Source organism: Paenibacillus sp. Aloe-11 (assembly GCF_000245715.1).
GTDB classification, from domain to species: domain Bacteria; phylum Bacillota; class Bacilli; order Paenibacillales; family Paenibacillaceae; genus Paenibacillus; species Paenibacillus kribbensis.
Genome location: NZ_JH601050.1, coordinates 66,908 through 84,262, shown reverse-complemented (window position 1 = coordinate 84,262; position 17,355 = coordinate 66,908). Strand labels below are relative to the sequence as shown.

The 17,355-nt window shown below is 42.2% G+C and carries 13 protein-coding genes and 4 CRISPR repeat arrays (1 of these 17 running past the window's edge); all 13 genes read right to left on the bottom strand.

Annotated elements, in window-relative coordinates; translation table 11 throughout:
- Positions 1-1,330, bottom strand: a 1,330-nt coding sequence (locus WG8_RS06450) for a formate--tetrahydrofolate ligase (RefSeq protein WP_007429327.1), incomplete at its 3' end; no start/stop codon positions are given.
- Positions 1,331-1,555: 225 nt separating this feature from the next.
- Positions 1,556-2,059: a DUF6933 domain-containing protein gene (locus tag WG8_RS06445; protein ID WP_007429326.1), complete on the bottom strand. Its 504-nt coding sequence runs from the start codon at positions 2,057-2,059 to the stop codon at positions 1,556-1,558.
- Positions 2,060-2,299: 240 nt separating this feature from the next.
- Positions 2,300-4,049: direct repeats of the CRISPR family, unit length 30 nt; unit sequence ATTTCAATACATCTCATGTTGTGGTTAAAG.
- 176 nt (positions 4,050-4,225) lie between these two features.
- Entirely contained in the window at positions 4,226-4,507 is a 282-nt protein-coding gene (cas2, locus tag WG8_RS06440; protein ID WP_007429325.1) for a CRISPR-associated endonuclease Cas2, read from the bottom strand.
- Between the two features lie 5 nt (positions 4,508-4,512).
- Positions 4,513-5,526 carry a type I-B CRISPR-associated endonuclease Cas1b gene (cas1b, locus tag WG8_RS06435; RefSeq protein WP_007429324.1) on the bottom strand — a complete coding sequence of 338 codons (1,014 nt, stop codon included), beginning with the start codon at positions 5,524-5,526 and terminating at the stop codon, positions 4,513-4,515.
- 18 nt (positions 5,527-5,544) lie between these two features.
- Positions 5,545-6,039, bottom strand: coding sequence for a CRISPR-associated protein Cas4 (locus WG8_RS06430; protein ID WP_007429323.1), 495 nt, complete (start codon positions 6,037-6,039; stop codon positions 5,545-5,547).
- Positions 6,036-8,747, bottom strand: coding sequence for a CRISPR-associated helicase/endonuclease Cas3 (locus WG8_RS06425; protein WP_007429322.1), 2,712 nt, complete (start codon positions 8,745-8,747; stop codon positions 6,036-6,038). The genes WG8_RS06430 and WG8_RS06425 overlap by 4 nt, the downstream gene beginning before the upstream one ends.
- 123 nt (positions 8,748-8,870) lie before the next feature.
- Positions 8,871-9,671 (bottom strand): type I-B CRISPR-associated protein Cas5b, encoded by an 801-nt coding sequence (gene cas5b, locus WG8_RS06420; RefSeq protein ID WP_007429321.1) that lies wholly within the window; start codon positions 9,669-9,671, stop codon positions 8,871-8,873.
- A gap of 34 nt (positions 9,672-9,705) precedes the next feature.
- Complete coding sequence (locus tag WG8_RS06415; protein ID WP_007429320.1) at positions 9,706-10,710, bottom strand: type I CRISPR-associated protein Cas7; 1,005 nt, start codon at positions 10,708-10,710, stop codon at positions 9,706-9,708.
- Positions 10,694-12,718 carry a hypothetical protein gene (locus WG8_RS06410; protein ID WP_007429319.1) on the bottom strand — a complete coding sequence of 675 codons (2,025 nt, stop codon included), beginning with the start codon at positions 12,716-12,718 and terminating at the stop codon, positions 10,694-10,696. Before WG8_RS06410 ends, WG8_RS06415 begins: the two co-directional genes overlap by 17 nt.
- 21 nt (positions 12,719-12,739) lie before the next feature.
- The gene (locus WG8_RS06405; RefSeq protein WP_232289063.1) at positions 12,740-13,453 is read right to left on the bottom strand and encodes a CRISPR-associated protein Cas6; all 714 of its coding nucleotides are present in this window, start codon (positions 13,451-13,453) and stop codon (positions 12,740-12,742) included.
- Positions 13,454-13,752: 299 nt separating this feature from the next.
- Positions 13,753-14,044: a CRISPR direct-repeat array (repeat unit 30 nt).
- Positions 14,045-14,736: 692 nt separating this feature from the next.
- Positions 14,737-14,958: a hypothetical protein gene (locus WG8_RS06400; protein WP_007429317.1), complete on the bottom strand. Its 222-nt coding sequence runs from the start codon at positions 14,956-14,958 to the stop codon at positions 14,737-14,739.
- 92 nt (positions 14,959-15,050) lie between these two features.
- Positions 15,051-16,008: a CRISPR direct-repeat array (repeat unit 30 nt; unit sequence ATTTCAATACATCACATGTTGTGGTTAAAG).
- Between the two features lie 715 nt (positions 16,009-16,723).
- A complete protein-coding gene (locus WG8_RS29300; RefSeq protein WP_007429316.1) occupies positions 16,724-16,849 on the bottom strand; it encodes a hypothetical protein in 126 nt (41 codons plus the stop codon).
- Positions 16,842-17,039 (bottom strand): hypothetical protein, encoded by a 198-nt coding sequence (locus WG8_RS06390; protein WP_007429315.1) that lies wholly within the window; start codon positions 17,037-17,039, stop codon positions 16,842-16,844. The genes WG8_RS29300 and WG8_RS06390 overlap by 8 nt, the downstream gene beginning before the upstream one ends.
- Before the next feature lie 297 nt (positions 17,040-17,336).
- Positions 17,337-17,355: a CRISPR direct-repeat array (repeat unit 30 nt) (it continues 341 nt past the right edge of the window).

Here is a 17,355-nt window from a genome sequence, read left to right as displayed (position 1 = left end):
CGTAAAGCTCTTTGGCGATGACGCCAATTTTCGCTTGTAGGTCAAGCGCAGTATCATACAAAGGTGCGAAGCTGGCTTTGTCCTCCTGAAGCAGACTTAACAGGCTTTGAGCCAAGCGTTCTCCCCCACGGCTTCCCTGTGCCCATACCTGTGACAGCTCAGCGGGTACACCCAGCCTACGGCATTCTGCCATAATCAGCTCCAGTTCGGCTTCATGATCTGTTGCAAAATGGTTAATCGCTACCAGGACAGGCACGCCAAACTTTTGTAAATTCCGAATATGTCGGTTCATATTGGCTAAGCCAAGCTGTAATTGCTCCAGATTTTCCGCATCCAGCTCGTTTTTGGAGACACCGCCGTTATATTTCAGTGCTTTGGCGGTGACGACCAATACAGCCGCATCCGGCTGCAACCCGGACTGGCGGCACTTGATGTCAAAAAACTTTTCCGCTCCCAGTTCGGCCCCGAATCCCGCCTCTGTGAGGACCACCTCTCCCAGCTTCAAAGCCAGCTTCGTACCGATCAGACTGCTGCATCCATGTGCAATATTCGCAAAAGGTCCACCATGCACAATGACGGGAGTTCCTTCCAACGTTTGTACCAGATTGGGCTTTAATGCATCCCGAAGCAGCACAGCCATGCCTTCCACCGCGTTCAGTTCCTCGGCGGTTACCGCTTCGCCCGCCTCGTTATATCCAATCACCATTCGGCCCAATCGCGCTTTAAGATCGTTCATATTTTCACTTAAGCATAGTACCGCCATCACTTCCGAGGCCGAGGTAATCAAAAAGCCGCTTTCTCTCACTGCTCCATTACCCATACCCAATCCAGTCACAATACTTCGCAAGCTCCGGTCATTCATATCTACAGCCCGTTTCCACACGATCCGTTCCGGCTTCAGCCGCAAAGCATTTCCATGAAACAAATGGTTATCAATCATCGCTGCCAGCAAATTATGTGCTGCTGAAATCGCGTGTATATCACCTGTAAAATGCAGATTAATATCTTCTGCTGGAACAATCTGGGCCTGCCCTCCCCCGGTTGCTCCTCCTTTCATACCAAAACAAGGTCCAAGAGACGGCTCACGCAGCGCAGCAACGGTTTTGTGCCCCAGCGCATTTAGCGCCTGTGACAGCCCGATGGTTGTTAGCGTTTTTCCTTCTCCCGCCGGAGTCGGATTCATCGCCGTAACCAGCACCAGCTTTCCATTCGGGCGTTCCTTCAACTGCTCCCACAGGGACGGATTCAGCTTCGCTTTATATTTTCCATACGTCTCCAAATGCTCTTCTTCAATTCCTGCTTCCTTGGCTACATCAATAATCCTCTTCATTGCTCGTTATGTACCCCCCGTTTTTAAATCAGATCTATGGTGTCAAATACTTTATGTTTTATTCTACCAAAGTGTGCCGTTTATTGCGCTATGATTCATTTCATCGCAAGCGTTATCATCATATGAACTGATAAAAAAGAGCATCCCCGCCCGCATGGACTTTGGTGGATACTCTTTTGGCACGTTTTGTTTAACGAACGGCTCTTTAACCTCAGCGTTATCAGCTCAAACACGTTCCAGGTTATAATGCTTTTCTAATGCTTCTTTAAAAGTATCAACAGGATACTGGTATTGCACCGTTTTAAACACAATCCGGTTGTTGCACTGGTTTTTTTCCAGCTCACACCCATGCTCCATATCCAATTCCTTCATGACAAAAATAAGCTCTTCCAAGGTTCTCATCACACTATGGCTGTTTGTCGTCGTAGCCAGCATCTGCTCGCCTTCCTGTGTGTATGCCTCTACGATCTGCTCATCAAAGCCTTCGCTGATCATGAATTCCTTCAGGGCTTGAATAAAAAGAGTCGGCAGATTTTTGTACTGCGATTTTTTAATGCCAAACAGCGTAATGCTAAAGCGGGTTGCATCATGCATAAACACAATATTTTTTCTCCGATTCAGTAAAAACAAGCTGGCATGCCAACTATTTAAAGGCGGATAAATATCAACGTGAAGTGGCTCGGTATCCCATTCCTTCAGCAGTTTTTGTGTTCCCCGTATAACAAACATCGTTCTCTCCTTTATTGACGGTCCTGTGCCGCAGCTCATGATTCGACATGCTTGATCTTTTGCATAAAGCATGTCCCAGGTATCATAACACCTTATTCCTAAGATTGGATTGTAAACTCTTTCAGTATAATATAGGGAAAAGTATGTTGATATTAAGTTGATTACATCTTGTGTTAGGGGGAGGAAAAAATCTTCTTCAGCAAGTGCTAATGCCGATCCCCTGTGCATGCCCGATAATAAATTTCAATACATCCTATGTTGTAGTTAAAGTTGCTGCATCCGTTTTATAGCGTCTTCGCGCCGCTTATTTCAATACATCTCATGTTGTGGTTAAAGGCCAAAGCCGTAGCCGATCCATCTGCCGCATTGTAATTTCAATACATCTCATGTTGTGGTTAAAGTACGCTGCGTGAACAGCTTGTACCACTCACTTAAAATATTTCAATACATCTCATGTTGCGGTTAAAGGGCTCCCCCGGAACGGGCTTGTCCGTGCTGCGGCGAAATTTCAATACATCTCATGTTGTGGTTAAAGTTTACACAAGGTTGGCGTTGAGGCAGTTGCATATGCATTTCAATACATCTCATGTTGTGGTTAAAGAAGGATTCTCTTGCATACGGGAGTCGAGAAGTCATAATTTCAATACATCTCATGTTGTGGTTAAAGTTTAATCGCGCTGGGGCATGCGGACAACGTACTAATATTTCAATACATCTCATGTTGTGGTTAAAGAGCGTATCTCTTTTAGGTCTGACTCCAGCAAATTTCATTTCAATACATCTCATGTTGTGGTTAAAGACGCCAGCCCCCGAGAGAGGGCAGAGGCTGCTTATAATTTCAATACATCTCATGTTGTGGTTAAAGGCAAGATACGCTGACTCCTAAAGTGCCTGGAGAGTTATTTCAATACATCTCATGTTGTGGTTAAAGCAAAATTTTTGATTGTAGAAAAGGAGTAGATTAATGATTTCAATACATCTCATGTTGTGGTTAAAGGGGAGATTGCCCAGATTCGTGGGAGGTTGCAGAAACATTTCAATACATCTCATGTTGTGGTTAAAGACGGTACTAAGACCGAAACTAGGGATTACTTGGACGAATTTCAATACATCTCATGTTGTGGTTAAAGTTTATCGTTCAGACGTAACGCCTAAAGGAATATTTGAATTTCAATACATCTCATGTTGTGGTTAAAGCGCAATCTGTTGGCAAAGGCAGAAGCTGGGCTGACCAATTTCAATACATCTCATGTTGTGGTTAAAGAGATGAGCGGAAAGCGATCTTAGCAACACCACAAAAATTTCAATACATCTCATGTTGTGGTTAAAGGCAATTCTCATTTCCCCCTATTTGATAGATATTTGTAATTTCAATACATCTCATGTTGTGGTTAAAGCCCAAAAGCCAGTTCTTAGGGCCGGGGCTGGATACCGATTTCAATACATCTCATGTTGTGGTTAAAGATATACTTATGTTCGCAACTTTTTTGATTTCGCTGCATTTCAATACATCTCATGTTGTGGTTAAAGTAACATGGGGCACGTCAAGATAGACATCGCAAAATCATTTCAATACATCTCATGTTGTGGTTAAAGTAACATGGGGCACGTCAAGATAGACATCGCAAAATCATTTCAATACATCTCATGTTGTGGTTAAAGTAACATGGGGCACGTCAAGATAGACATCGCAAAATCATTTCAATACATCTCATGTTGTGGTTAAAGCCGAATTACGGCTTGTGAAGAGTCAATTGGAAAACAATTTCAATACATCTCATGTTGTGGTTAAAGCAAAACCGACAGTGAGCCCGCTGGACCAAGCCCGATTTCAATACATCTCATGTTGTGGTTAAAGTTTTTCCGTGGGGGTAGCTTAGATGGACAATATTAAATTTCAATACATCTCATGTTGTGGTTAAAGGTATGGATTGTCTAAATACGATACACAGGAGGCGCAATTTCAATACATCTCATGTTGTGGTTAAAGGCTAGCAAAATCAAGCTTTTTAATTTCAGCAATGTGCTTAGTTTACTACAGCCCCAAGGGTTTCGCAATTTTTTCCCAGCCGGAAGACGGATGCAGCTAATGGCACAGAAAATGCCTGTTAACCCTTGGCGCTGTAAGAAGTAACGGCTATCTGTCTACTAAGGAGGTTGGGAAAATTACAGCAATAAGGACTCCGAATCATTCATGCGGGCACCGATGATTTCCTCGTCGAAAACATAATCACCTGTCATCTTAAAAACAGCAACAAAGTCGTTCCCTTCATCAATAACCTTTTTTAACTCAGCGCGTAGCTGAATTAAATTAGCGGGGGTAATTTCACCTCGAAATACGGATTTCTGAAAATGAACGAGATACTTTTTACATATTTTAAATACCTTACCCACTCGCTTTTCTCCGATGTCATACACCAGAATGACATAGTTATAATTTTTCGCCATATCCTCTACCTCTTTTCCTTTTCTAAAAAGGGAACAAAAGGCGTTCCTTCGACGATATGCTTTTTTAACTTGTAAGCATCATATTTAATAGCAGATAAATAGCTGACCTTCCGTTTGAGTATGCCATGATCGAACACCTGCTTCATCCGATCTTCAAGCGCGGTGATAAATACATCGCGACCCGTCCCATTTAAAATACAGTAATTATAATCCTTTTCAAAATGCTTATTAACCTGTATTCTTCGGTTGTTCACCAATTCAAAAATAGTACGGTACACCAACAATGGCTTGAACGGCTCAGACAAATCCAGACTGAGGGAAAATCGTCGATCACTCGGTTCATGCAGAAAACTGATACTCTGATCCAGATGGGTATGGTAAATTTGCGAAATCGTTTTTGTGTACAAAATGGTATTACCAAAGCTAATTAGTGCATTCAGCGGATTGTCCGGTGGGCGCTTGACTCGCTTATTCATTTTAAAGTCTTCAGGCAGGAACGTCTTAAATGTATCGTAAAACCGTCTCCAAATCTCTCCTTCCACACTCAACAATCTCGGAATATCCTCCATTTTATCTAATAATCGTGGTACATCTTTTTTCAGCCAATCCAGATATGGTTTGATCTCCTTGTTGCCATGTTTATAATAGTGATACAGCACTTCATGGATGTTAGCTGCAATGGAACCAATAAAAGCAGCAGCAATAGGTATTCTTCTCTCCAAACAGGCTTTCGCTTGCAATAGCTTAACCTTACCGCTCACCCTTGCGTCCTTCGGATAAAAGGTGCCTCTAAAATGACCATAGTAATCGAAGAAATGGACTGTTATCCCTGCCATCGACAGAAAAGACAGGAGCTTGCTGTTCAACGTTATCTCATTGAGTAAATATAGCTCCTTCAATCCATGAATCGGCAGGTGTACGATCCCTCTTTCTTCACTCCGAAATGTCAGTGAATTATCTTCACGTCCCAAAGTGCCCGGAGTACGTATATATCTAGTAGATGGCGCTGTTTTGGACATTTTTGTCGTCCTCCTTTCTTATAAAAAGCAGTAGGCAAGATAGGCGCAGCGGGTACATTTTTTCTCACGTATCGCCGGATCGGGCTGCTCCTGCTGCAAATATTGTTCTAACTCAGCCAGCAACTGCTCCATTGCCTGTTCCGCCGCTTCATCCAGTTCCAACTCTATTGTTTTACTAGCCTGTTTATTGCGCTCGCTGAACTGGATTTTCCCCTTGCGCTCCATCCCTTTTTGCTTGAGTACATACATGTAATACAGCGTCTGCCATTTCGTTGCCTCTACATCAGCGTCTGACTTTTTGATTTCGGTCACATAGTCACTGGTCAGCTTGTCCACTTTGATGCCCTCTATTGCGACTTCGCGGTTTTTCTTCCCTTCACTTTGCAGCTCATGCATGACCTTGCCAATTCGTACATCCTCACTGTCATCCTCAAAATTCATCCCGTTGGCAAACAACCAGCATTGTCTACGGCAGTGTACATAATAGTTCACCATCGTTCCGGTAATTCTCATAGCAAAAGCCTCTTTTCATCTTCCTCATATCTAGCACGATTAAACTTCTTGGTATTCGTCTTCTCGTCCATATCCATATATTGTTCACCGTGCTCCACGAAATACAAAGTACCTATACAACGGGTGTGTATCCCCGGCTTTACCTGTCCCCATTTTGTATACATTTGGGGAAGCGGATAAATAAAAGTAAAGTTATTCATTTGAGCACGCACCACGGACAAGCGAATCATTCTTTCTGAATAGTCCATCTCCAACCGCTTGTCTGACAATCTAACAAACTCATCCCACACATCTTGACCGTTCAGCGGGGGAGCGTCTTTCATTGGGCAGGTATAGTTCAGGAACAGCGTCACACTTTGATCAGGAATGAGGTTCATATGCTCTTGTACATCTGGAAATTCAAGTTCCTGTACTTTTTGGGTAAAGTCGCTCCAATGCTGTTGATCCGGTTTTTCACGAGATTTGTTGATTTCATGAATAACATTGTCATAAAATCCACTGAAATTTTTATTTTCAAGCATTTTTTGATACTGCTCATCCATAAGATCATACTTAAGACGCCCGTCTTTTTTGTATACACTATTTGCCTCGTCACAATTAAAGAAATAAGCCTTGCAATAATCACGCAGACAAGAACGATTCAGCCGACCCAAAAATTGTTCCTCGCTATCCAGCAAAGAAATATCTTTAAAGCCCACATCCATATCAATATCTACCCCGGCTTCAATCACCTGTGTTGCAACAACGACCACATCATTGAGATAAAAGTTCCCATGTTCATCCTTTCCTAATTGCCGTAACAGTTCTTGGCGATAGGAGTAGCTATCATCCCCGGTAAGCTCATAGACGTCAAAGCCCAAATTCTGCTCCAGCAGCAGATTATAAAATTGGCGTGCCGTCTTTTTCTTGATAAACTCGATCAGCACCCTGTTCCCTTGCCCATCTCGCTCTCGCTGCTTGATTACAGATTCAACATGCTCCAATACTTGTTCCGGCTGCATCTTGCCCTGTTTCAACCAATTAAAATCCAGCTTCACGCGCTCTCTAAACAACGAATGGGTAAAATAACGTTCCCGGTTCTGCACCAGTGTATAGGTTTGTATTGCTTCCTCATGATCTCGCTGCTCCAGTAACAAATCCAGATTTGGCAAGGTAGCGGACATGATAATAATTTTAATGTTCAGAATATCCGCAAAAGATCGCAGAAAATGAATAATTTCCTTCCATAATTCATTTCGGTAGCTCTGAATTTCATCCAATACAATGACACTATTGCACAAATGAGCGAATGCTAGATTGGCCTCTCGTCCTGTCCCGAATAGATAATTAAAAAAGTTCACGTGAGAAGTCAGTGTCACCGGATATTGCAGCAATTGACGCTCCAACAGCACTCTTTTGAAATCCGTGTTGTCTGGCTCCAGGTTCTTCCCTTCCAAAGTAGCTTCTGCCTCTAGTTCTTCCTCGGTCACCATCGGAGTAATCGAATTAATAACTTCCACCCGATAGCCGTTTACCTGCTCCTTGTGGAAAATCCCATTCAGCGTCTGTCTTGTCTGCTCGATCAGAGAGTTGAACGGAAATACATAAATTAACTTGTTCAGTCCTAAACCACTATTCAGCAAATGCAGCGCCAGGTTAATAGACATGTTTGTTTTACCTGAACCTGTAGGAGCTTCGAGATAAAAAACAGGCTCTTGCAGTCGCTCTAACAACCGCTTTTCCGTTTCGATAAATAACGCCGCCCGTAGCTGATTCATCTCAGACAAGTCAGAAGCATCAGGATTTTGGCGATAGGACTCAATCCCCTGCACAATTCCCGTCTGACGATAAGCCTCAAGCATGGGCTCCAGTGGAAGACGTTCTCCAAAATAATGCATCTCCGGTACTTGCTGCTCCATATATTGATACGTCGCCCGAAAATCCGATGCGACCATCGTGGAGTACAGCAGCTTGACCAACACATAGAAAGGAAAAGGCCTGTGTATTTTATTTTGACGTTTATTGCCTTCCAGACGGATGCACCCAAATACGTTATCGTTCTGTAACAAGTCCTGCTGATCACGATAATAGCGAATATAATCAGGATTCTCTTTGACCCGGTTATATTGATTTTTTATTTTTAACTCAAATTCGTTTACCTGCTCTCCCATATCTTCATCCATATTTCCCAGGTACGTGTGGTGGCGGGAGATCGTATATGCGAATGAATATAAAAGATGATGCAGGAATGCAAGTACTTTGCGTTTATGCTTCCTACGGTTTGGATACAGTTCTGTTGTATCATGCCATTCCTGCACCTGTCGTAAATGAATATGCAAGTAAAGCACAGCAGACAGCATGGAATGGTTACTGTCTCCCAACTCAGCGTTCCTTTTAACTTCATTGTTCTTCATTTTGATACGTTGGAAGGCCGGGTTCACCTTGCCAAGATCATGCAAATAAATGGCTTGTCTAAAATAATACATGATCATTTGCCTTAATGATTCATCCAGCGGATCTCCATCTATGCCAAGACGATCCAGCGCCCTATGTACCGCAGCTTCCACACCATTATCCCTCATCAGTATCTCAGCATGATGCATGACCAGATCACTATGCTCCTCGAGCATTTCATCCTGTTGAAGCCCCTCTTCTTTTGCCGTGTGCGCCTTCAGCCTCCCTTTCCCTTCATCCGTTAGCCAATGCTGTATGGATACATGAATACGCAAATCGTCTTCCCTCTTTTCCTTGGGTATAATTTAAAAAAATCCATATAAAAAACCGGGCGCTCCCCATCCTGACAATGGAGAATACCCGGTGTTGATTCCATCTATGAAAACGACCGCCCTTTTTTAGATAAAATACAAAGTGCGGTCATTGTCAGCATCCCGGTACATTTTTTGTAAATCTTCGGCTTTCAGCTCATCTGTATCTATTTCCTGATTAGAAAATACAAGCGGCTCCAGAATGTAACCGTTGTTGGCTGTATTCAGCCCTACGGGGAGATACTCTTGCAAGTAGGATTGCATCTGATCATCTTTCACATATCCTCCCGTATCCACAAGTACATGTGCAGCCCGGAGGGAGTCGATATATTCCGGTTCACTCGCTGGCTCCAACTCAACTAACCGAGCCTTGGATATCGTAGCCGGATGATCATTTTTCCCCAGATAAGGAATGTATTCAGCCTTGGAATGCTGTACATAGTCTGCAAGCCGATCAAATATCTCCCGATCTAGGCCCCCATCATCTGCCACGTAGATCGTCCAGCGTGGACGCTCCAACCATTGCTCTCGCACATTCAGCACACCGCCCTCTTCCTGGCTTGCATAACCGACTGTGTTGTTGAAAATCTGGATTTTTTTCGAAAAATATCCCCGATCCCCGTGCGGCACGATGCTTACCGAAGCATGACGAAACACCTCATAAAATTCAGGGTATGGCATCGCCGGGTTATCCTGTTTGGCTTTACCGCCCAACGCCATATTCCGTTCATACTGCTGCGTATAGCCGCCAAGTCCGAGTACCGCACCGAGCAAGCCATATAACGCAACCTTGTGGATATGACTGTATGTAAAATACGCATATACGTTAACATCCGGCTTTTTAAAAAACGCTGTTTCTCCGCTCAACTCAAAGCATAACGCCTGCATGCTTTCTTCCCTCCTTCCCCGATGTAATCATCCTCTAGCCTTGAGGAAGCTCGCTGCGCGTAAAGATGTTAAACGTCCGCAGCCCCGGAAAATCCAGCTCTACACGCGATGCATACGGATTAACGTATAATTCTACCGTTTCAATTTCCTCGTTTACATCGTTCAAAAGCGGTGCAAGGGCCGACAGATCATAAACCGTCTTCTCTCCGTCCTTGTCCTTATCTACCTTCACATAAGGGTCCAGATTCGGTAAATACGCCGTGCTCCCCGCTTTAAATTCCACGAATAGGGCAAAAGCATTTTCCGCGCCGGATTTACTGTTGGTATTTTGTAAAGTAGCCCCGGTTAATGCTCCCGTTTTGAAAGCCTGATACGCTTCCTCTGTGTACCCTTCAAAGCCCTCAGCTGCCAGCAGTTCCAGATAGTTATCATAATGCTTCGGATTGACGGAAAAAGGATAAATATAATGGGATTCGTCCACCGTTCTCTTTTTACCAATGGAGGTGGCGTCATTGTCCTCGCTCTTTTCGTTCGAGTTACGGAACGGAGATAAAATATCCTGTACCTCCAGATTCGACCAATCAAATTTATTAAAGCCCTGACCAATTTGCACCGGACCCGCCAGACCGATATTCTGATCCTTCACTGCAAACGTTGCACCAAAATTCATAACATCCACACATTGAAACAGCTTGCCCAGCACTTCACGTGAATTTTTGGATACTTCTTCACCGAAAAGATATTCATAACGTTCTGCGAGATTACGAGGCTGGAGCTTCTCTTCTTTCCCTTTGTCCGCATCCTTTGCCTTGTCCGCCTTCTTGTCCTTGCCGCTGCTCACTTTATACGAACGAATATACAGTACCTTCTGTCCTTCCTCTGCCCATAAGCGCTTGATGCTGTATTTTAACGCCTTGTCGCTACCAAAAATTTGGCCTGTGCTGGTTGTCTTTGGCTGTCCGCTAAAGTCTGCATTCCAGTTCGCCATCCGGCTGACAATCCCGATTAGTCCTACCACACGATTAGTTTTCTTCGCCATGTCCGTTCTCCCCTTCGCTGCTTGGTTTCTCGTTCTCGCCTTTTTTCCAGAACCAGTTGTCCGAAAATAACCCCGCCAGGAACATCTCTCTTGCATCTTCATGCTGGAATTCTTTGTCTGGCTGGTAGGCATTCACATTCGCTAAAGCCCAATTTAATTTAGTATATTGCAGCAGTATTTTGTGGCGGTGCAAATGATATGCTTCTTCAAGCCGCTTTTTAAGCTGTGTGCTGCGTTTTGCCATGAAAAAAGGTCCAAGCAAATCCCCCTTTTTCTGTTGGGCTTCGGACTGGCTTTTCAAATAAAAGGCAAGTTGTCCTGCCAAATAATAAAACTCATCATCCGTTACTACATAGATCGGCTCTATATTTTCCTTTGGTTTCCGCTTTTCCAACGTATCCAGTTTATCTTTCAGTCCATTGGACACTGCAATCAGACGATTTCCCATAGCTGTGTATTCCTCCCCTTCCAAATATGCCATTAGCGAAAGTCTTACATTCATCGCATCGGCCAATCCACGTAGATCCAACCTCGACTTCTCTTGTCCTGCTGGCTCTACACGTAGTAGCTGTTCCTCTATGAGTCGAAGCGTCACTCGTGCAAATTGAGAGCGGATCGTGGCGGTCGTTCCCTTGAAAAACCAGTCATGGAAGCCCTTTTTGCTCTGCATAAACAATGCAACCATCCCACTGGTAAAATCCTTTTCTCTCGCCTTCGGCTCATCACGAAGAAAGTCACCGTTCATCCGATTGCGAAAAAATTGTCTGCTAATCTCTTTTTGCAGTTGCTCTACATTTTCCAGATAACCGTAATCCTTAACAAACTCTTCACCAGACTTATTTTTGGTCATCACACCCAATACATTCTTGAGTCGGATGTTAACATGAACTTTTTTGGAAAAAGGTACATTCTCAAAGTCTTGTACCTCGTTGTCCTTGCCCTCCACGTAAACCAAAAAATAGCCTTCTGCGACTTTCTCGGAATTCTTGGAAAAATCTGTATGATAGCCAAATTTGTTCATTCGGAACTTCGGCTGAGAAAGGAGCCATTCAGACGCTTCCTTGACCAGCAATGCTTCCTCCAGAGATAAACGGACAGGCGCTCCGACACGCATCGTTTTATGCTCCAAATACGGCTTCTTGCTGTTCATGCTCATATTAAAACCGGGAAGACCTGTCAAAGCTCCGTCTACCATTTGGTTATAGTCATTACTATTAAAGATTTTTGGGATGGTATATAGCAAATATTCATAGCCATACATTTCGTCCCATGAATAAAAGCTGGAAGATTCGTTAGATGGGTGATCCATTGATGAGTGAAGTGGAGTAGATTCTGAGGTGAAAAAGATTTTAACGTAATTCTTAAAAGGAATCGTTCGGATATGGTCGATGAAAGCAGTCAGGTTTGTAGCATACCATTGCTCAATCTGTGCAATACTTGTCCGGCGTTTCTCACTTACGAGATATTCCAGCACAGATGCATAGTCCGTATCAGAGAAAAATTGCTGCGTAGGACTGGTGAAGATAGTCTCGGTGCTGCTTTTCTTACTAACAATCTTGCTGCTAGTCTTCTTGGTACCTATCAGCTCATCCCACTTTTTCTGCACCTCAGATGCCTGAGTCTTGTCCAGAAAACGGGCAAGATGCGTGCTCATCCCGGTAGTTCCATCTGCCAGTGGCTCAGCTAAAAAAACATCCCTTTTTGCATATAGGGTGTACGGATTATTGGAATGAAGCTGTTTGCCGGGATCTACGGCTTTGTTCATGGAGATCAGAGAACTCACATAATCTTTTTGTTGGAACCATTCAAAAAGCTTCTCACGTGCTAAATCAGGTTCTTCTTTGGTAATGATCATATGTTCGCTTTCAAACTGGCTGACCTGTTCGTTCCAGTCTTGATCCGGCCGCAAACGAATATACAGCCCTTCCTTGGGTTGGTGTCTTAGAAATGTGATGTTGGGAAAATCATTCCTCGCCAATAGATAGCTGTTCGTCAAATCCTTCAGCATACCTCGCGCCTCCTTTCCACGTTATTCCAGTCCTTTGGCGATACAAAAGCCTGCCCCAAGGATGCTATTCTTTTCTGCCGCTCCTGAGCCTAATACCACACTTGCCAACTTCTGTGAATACTCATCTTCTCTGACAAGCAGTCGCAGCTTATTACCTAATAGCTTACGTCCTTTGTAGGCCAAGGCAATCGGCTTATGATTCAACACCTGAATCCCTTCGATAAAAGGTTGTTCTAATCGTACAGGCTGGTCGGGGTATAAATGATTGTATTTTTTCTCCGCATTAGCATGAATCCGTTGCAGTAAAAGCTCCACACTCAGACCCGGCACCCACGGTTTGCCTTCAATCGTAACAATAGCAGGAGTAACAGTGGTAAGCTCGGTAATATGCGCCAGCTTCTTGGACTGCACAGGGGATGCGGCGATAAACTGGAAATACTCATCTTCCTGCAAGGCTTGCAATGCTGCGGATATTCGGCGTAGCGTAAGCTCTACGGAACTATGAATCGTAATGACGTATACACGACCTTGCTTGTATACCCCCTCCTTTTCACGCGGGAAAGGCGATCCAAATGTATAGTGCTTGTAGTCCTTGTCGTAGTGCGTCTGCTTCAACGCTTCATCCTTCAACCCAGCCCGACCAATCCACGCTCCAATACGCTCCGGTATCTCCAGATGATGAGATGATTGTTTCATTAACGTTGTTATATGAATTTCATAATACAATACGTTCACCTCCTAATCTGATATAGAGTATAGACCTCGCTCCATGATTTGTAAACTATCATTTTAATTCTATTTAAAATCGGCTCCGATGATACCCGAACCGCTACACGTGCAGATTGTTCTTTCGATTGCTGTTATCCCCGAATTTTATAGGATTGTATAAACCCTTCAAAGGTTAACATTCGAGGATAAAGGCAACCGCTTACGCTTCTCCAGAACAATTCTGCCCGATTGGTTGGCTAGGACTTGGTATATTTTATGTTGAGGTTAAAGTCGTTAAATACGTGGTGTCGCCGCCCCATTACGTAATTTCAATACACCTCATGTTGTGGTTAAAGCGGACAGTGCAATGGTTGTAATGTATTGTTCGATCAATTTCAATACATCTCATGTTATGGTTAAAGCCGGTGGGTGACTATTGGACAACCTTATGTACTCCATTTCAATACATCTCATGTTATGGTTAAAGGCATTCTCACGAGCACCACCATGAGCCTTTTTAACTATTTCAATACATCTCATGTTATGGTTAAAGTGTGCTGGAGTTTTTTCGTGGTTTTTTATACAGATATTTCAATACATCTCATGTTATGGTTAAAGCCTAGTAAAATCAAGCTTTTGAGATTTAACAATGTGCTTATTCTACTACAGCACCAAGGGTTTCGCAATTTTTCCCCAGCCGTAAGTCCCTTCTTGCCAAATATATAGAAAAACGGTTATATCCCTTGTGGTTCTAAGGAATTCACTCTTTCACACCAGCTATGAGGTTGGGAAAAAAATAGACCTTTGGTCTATGTTGAGTTCCCTTGCCCAAGAGTATAATGTAAAATGTGTATCGAAGAAAAAATATGATTTCAACTAAACACTTGGTGTATTGAAATTTTTAATTCTAGTTTAAAACTACTGCAAACTAGACTAAAACCTTAACATTGGATGTTTCTTTTCATCTTGTTCGTGAGTCTTACCAAAAAAGATGCAGCCACTAAAGTTGACCACATCTAATGAAACATCATTGATCAGTAAGTTAAGAATACATGAAGATAACTATCACCGTATCTATCAAAACATAAGCGATAACTGATGCCTTTATTTCAACGCCTCCTTTCGACATACGGGTCCAGTCAGTTGGAACAACTACCTCGTTACTTGAAGGAACTACTACTTTCCCTGAAACATTCAAGACAAACGCCTTGCCTTGATTTTCTACGAGTACAACCTTCTTTTTAACATACTATACAAAAAAGCTCACTCCCATTTTTATTGTTAAAGGAGCAAGCTCAAAATATACTTTTTCAAATTTCTATGTTATCCCACAATTCTAAAATAGTCTTATCGTCAATCTTCCCCTTAGCAAACAGCTCTCGTGCTGATTCAAACGACTGCGAAAAACTGTCTCTTTCCCGAGTAAGAAAGTATTCTTCTTCATTCTGGCTAATCCAGTAGCTATCGTTTTTATAGTAGAACTGAAACTCTTCTCCCATTTCAAAACGTTCTATCAATTCACTGTACTCCAAAACTATCCTCCCTACTTTTTATTGACTCTTTTAAATGTTCCGTCTTCTTTCCACAAGGGCGATCAAGCAAATGATTATGCTGGTAGAATGGCTATTTCAATACATCTCATGTTGTGGTTAAAGCACCCCTCCTGTCTATCAATGGAGGTATCAACCTTTATTTCAATACATCTCATGTTGTGGTTAAAGACATTCACATCTAGGAAGAAATGCAGCACATCATCCAATTTCAAAACATCACATGTTGTGGTTAAAGAGTGAATATGAGGATGCCAACCGTTTGCCCCATAAGATTTCAATACATCACATGTTGTGGTTAAAGGCAAAAACAAGCTGATCCTAATACTGCTGAGTTCTTATTTCAATACATCACATGTTGTGGTTAAAGTTCTTTCTTATCCTGGTCATTTCGATGGTGAGCAAAATTTCAATACATCACATGTTGTGGTTAAAGGATGGTGCGGACCCTATACCAAACTCAACACTGACTGATTTCAATACATCACATGTTGTGGTTAAAGAGCGATCACTATTACAGCAACCGGCCCAGTAGATATATTTCAATACATCACATGTTGTGGTTAAAGGGTGCTAATGGCTGGCATCCACATATACATTTGCTTTATTTCAATACATCACATGTTGTGGTTAAAGCAACGGTCAGATTGACACTATTACCATAACACTGGAATTTCAATACATCACATGTTGTGGTTAAAGAAAGTTGGAGTTTAAATACAAAGATAGCGGCACAACATTTCAATACATCACATGTTGTGGTTAAAGAGACCTATCACCGCAAGAAAAACGGAGAAAAACGCAATTTCAATACATCACATGTTGTGGTTAAAGATCTTTAGAAGTGCTGACGGCATTAGGGTTTGCCTAATTTCAATACATCACATGTTGTGGTTAAAGATGATTTTTTGTGGTTTGGCAGTGATGCGTTTCCAAATTTCAATACATCACATGTTGTGGTTAAAGTCACGGACGACATGTTTCCCGACTTCCAAGAAAAAAATTTCAATACATCACATGTTGTGGTTAAAGACTAGTAGAATCAAGCTTTTCAGTTTTAACAATGTGCTTATTTTACTACAGCCACAAGGGTTTCGCAATTTTTTCCCAACCGTTGGCCCCTACCCTCTGATTGTAGAAAAAAACGTCTAAATCCCTTGTGGCTCTAAGTAATTCCCTGTCTCATACCTTTTAAGAGGTTGGGAAAAAATTTAGGCCTTCGGCTATGTCGAAATGGTCTCTAAGGATAAACGTAAAAATTACCTACAGCGCTTAATGAAATATCTTAATTTATTAAAATTTATAATTTTAGTTATAGGATTGCTGAAAATTAGACTATAACTATAGCATCCCAGTATCGAGATAATTTTCACCTTTGCTTACACAAAAAATGAGAAGCACACAATTACTCAACTTTTGCCCTGTTACAAAGCAAAATCGGACAATGGAACATCGCTAGGATGTACACTATCCGATTCATTCTTGAAATAAAGCCAATCCAATGCCCTCCTTGCTCTACACGTGAAGCAACTCGGTCAATATGCATCTGTACATCCTGAAGTCCAATATAGTACATAATAATATTATAATGATGATCCTTTGCAATCTGCATATGTCTCAAAGCAAAGGTACCTGATAAGGTAGTCTCAACGGCAAAGTTGTCCTTGTTTTTAATTAAAGATCTTATTCGCCTTACTGCTTCTCTGCCAGCAGATAAATCTGCACCTCTAGGGTCCTCCGGCTTTAATTATTTGGCAATTTGATCAGGATCAATGATGGTTCCGATCCAATCTCTCATTTGTAAGCTGATTGTACTTTTTCCCGCACCATTAGTTCCAGCAAAAATCGTCATCGCAGGTGTGGAACTATTCATGGAATTCATACTCTTTACGAATTCCCAAAGTATCGAAGACGATTTCATACTTCTGTCCATTAGCATCTTCGCGTACACGCTTGCCATTTTTAATATAGTAAATAGAAGCTCCTGCTTCCTTTGCTTGCTTACGGGCAAATTCATTTGCTTGTTTTAATATTCGTTGAAGTTCTTCTCTATTCGTATGCATATTCTTTCCTCCTAACAAGTCAGCAGTAATCTTATTTTAGCATAACCGAAAAACATTTATTAAGTACAGAGACTTATTAAAGAGCATCACTACAACCAATTTTTAAATATATCTTTATGTTTTTGTAAAAATCGGACTTTCACCATTGTCGCTTTCATTTCCTTCAATTTCACTGCATCTCATATTGCGGTTAAAGGCTAGGGCGTGGACATGAAAAAAGGTAAATTACTTATAATTTAAATACATCCATGTTGTGGTCAAAGGGCAAGAATCGGCAGCCAGTGGATCTGTATTACCAATTTCAACACATCACATG

Bases quoted from the DNA above. Each gene is read 5' to 3' on its own strand.
- WG8_RS06445 (WP_007429326.1), bottom strand. From the start codon at position 2,059: ATGTTTGTTATACGGGGAACACAAAAACTGCTGAAGGAATGGGATACC.
- cas2 (WP_007429325.1), bottom strand. From the start codon at position 4,507: ATGGCGAAAAATTATAACTATGTCATTCTGGTGTATGACATCGGAGAA.
- cas1b (WP_007429324.1), bottom strand. From the start codon at position 5,526: ATGTCCAAAACAGCGCCATCTACTAGATATATACGTACTCCGGGCACT.
- WG8_RS06430 (WP_007429323.1), bottom strand. From the start codon at position 6,039: ATGAGAATTACCGGAACGATGGTGAACTATTATGTACACTGCCGTAGA.
- cas5b (WP_007429321.1), bottom strand. From the start codon at position 9,671: ATGCAGGCGTTATGCTTTGAGTTGAGCGGAGAAACAGCGTTTTTTAAA.
- WG8_RS06415 (WP_007429320.1), bottom strand. From the start codon at position 10,710: ATGGCGAAGAAAACTAATCGTGTGGTAGGACTAATCGGGATTGTCAGC.
- WG8_RS06410 (WP_007429319.1), bottom strand. From the start codon at position 12,718: ATGCTGAAGGATTTGACGAACAGCTATCTATTGGCGAGGAATGATTTT.
- WG8_RS29300 (WP_007429316.1), bottom strand. From the start codon at position 16,849: ATGAATAGTTCCACACCTGCGATGACGATTTTTGCTGGAACTAATGGT.
- WG8_RS06390 (WP_007429315.1), bottom strand. From the start codon at position 17,039: ATGCATACGAATAGAGAAGAACTTCAACGAATATTAAAACAAGCAAAT.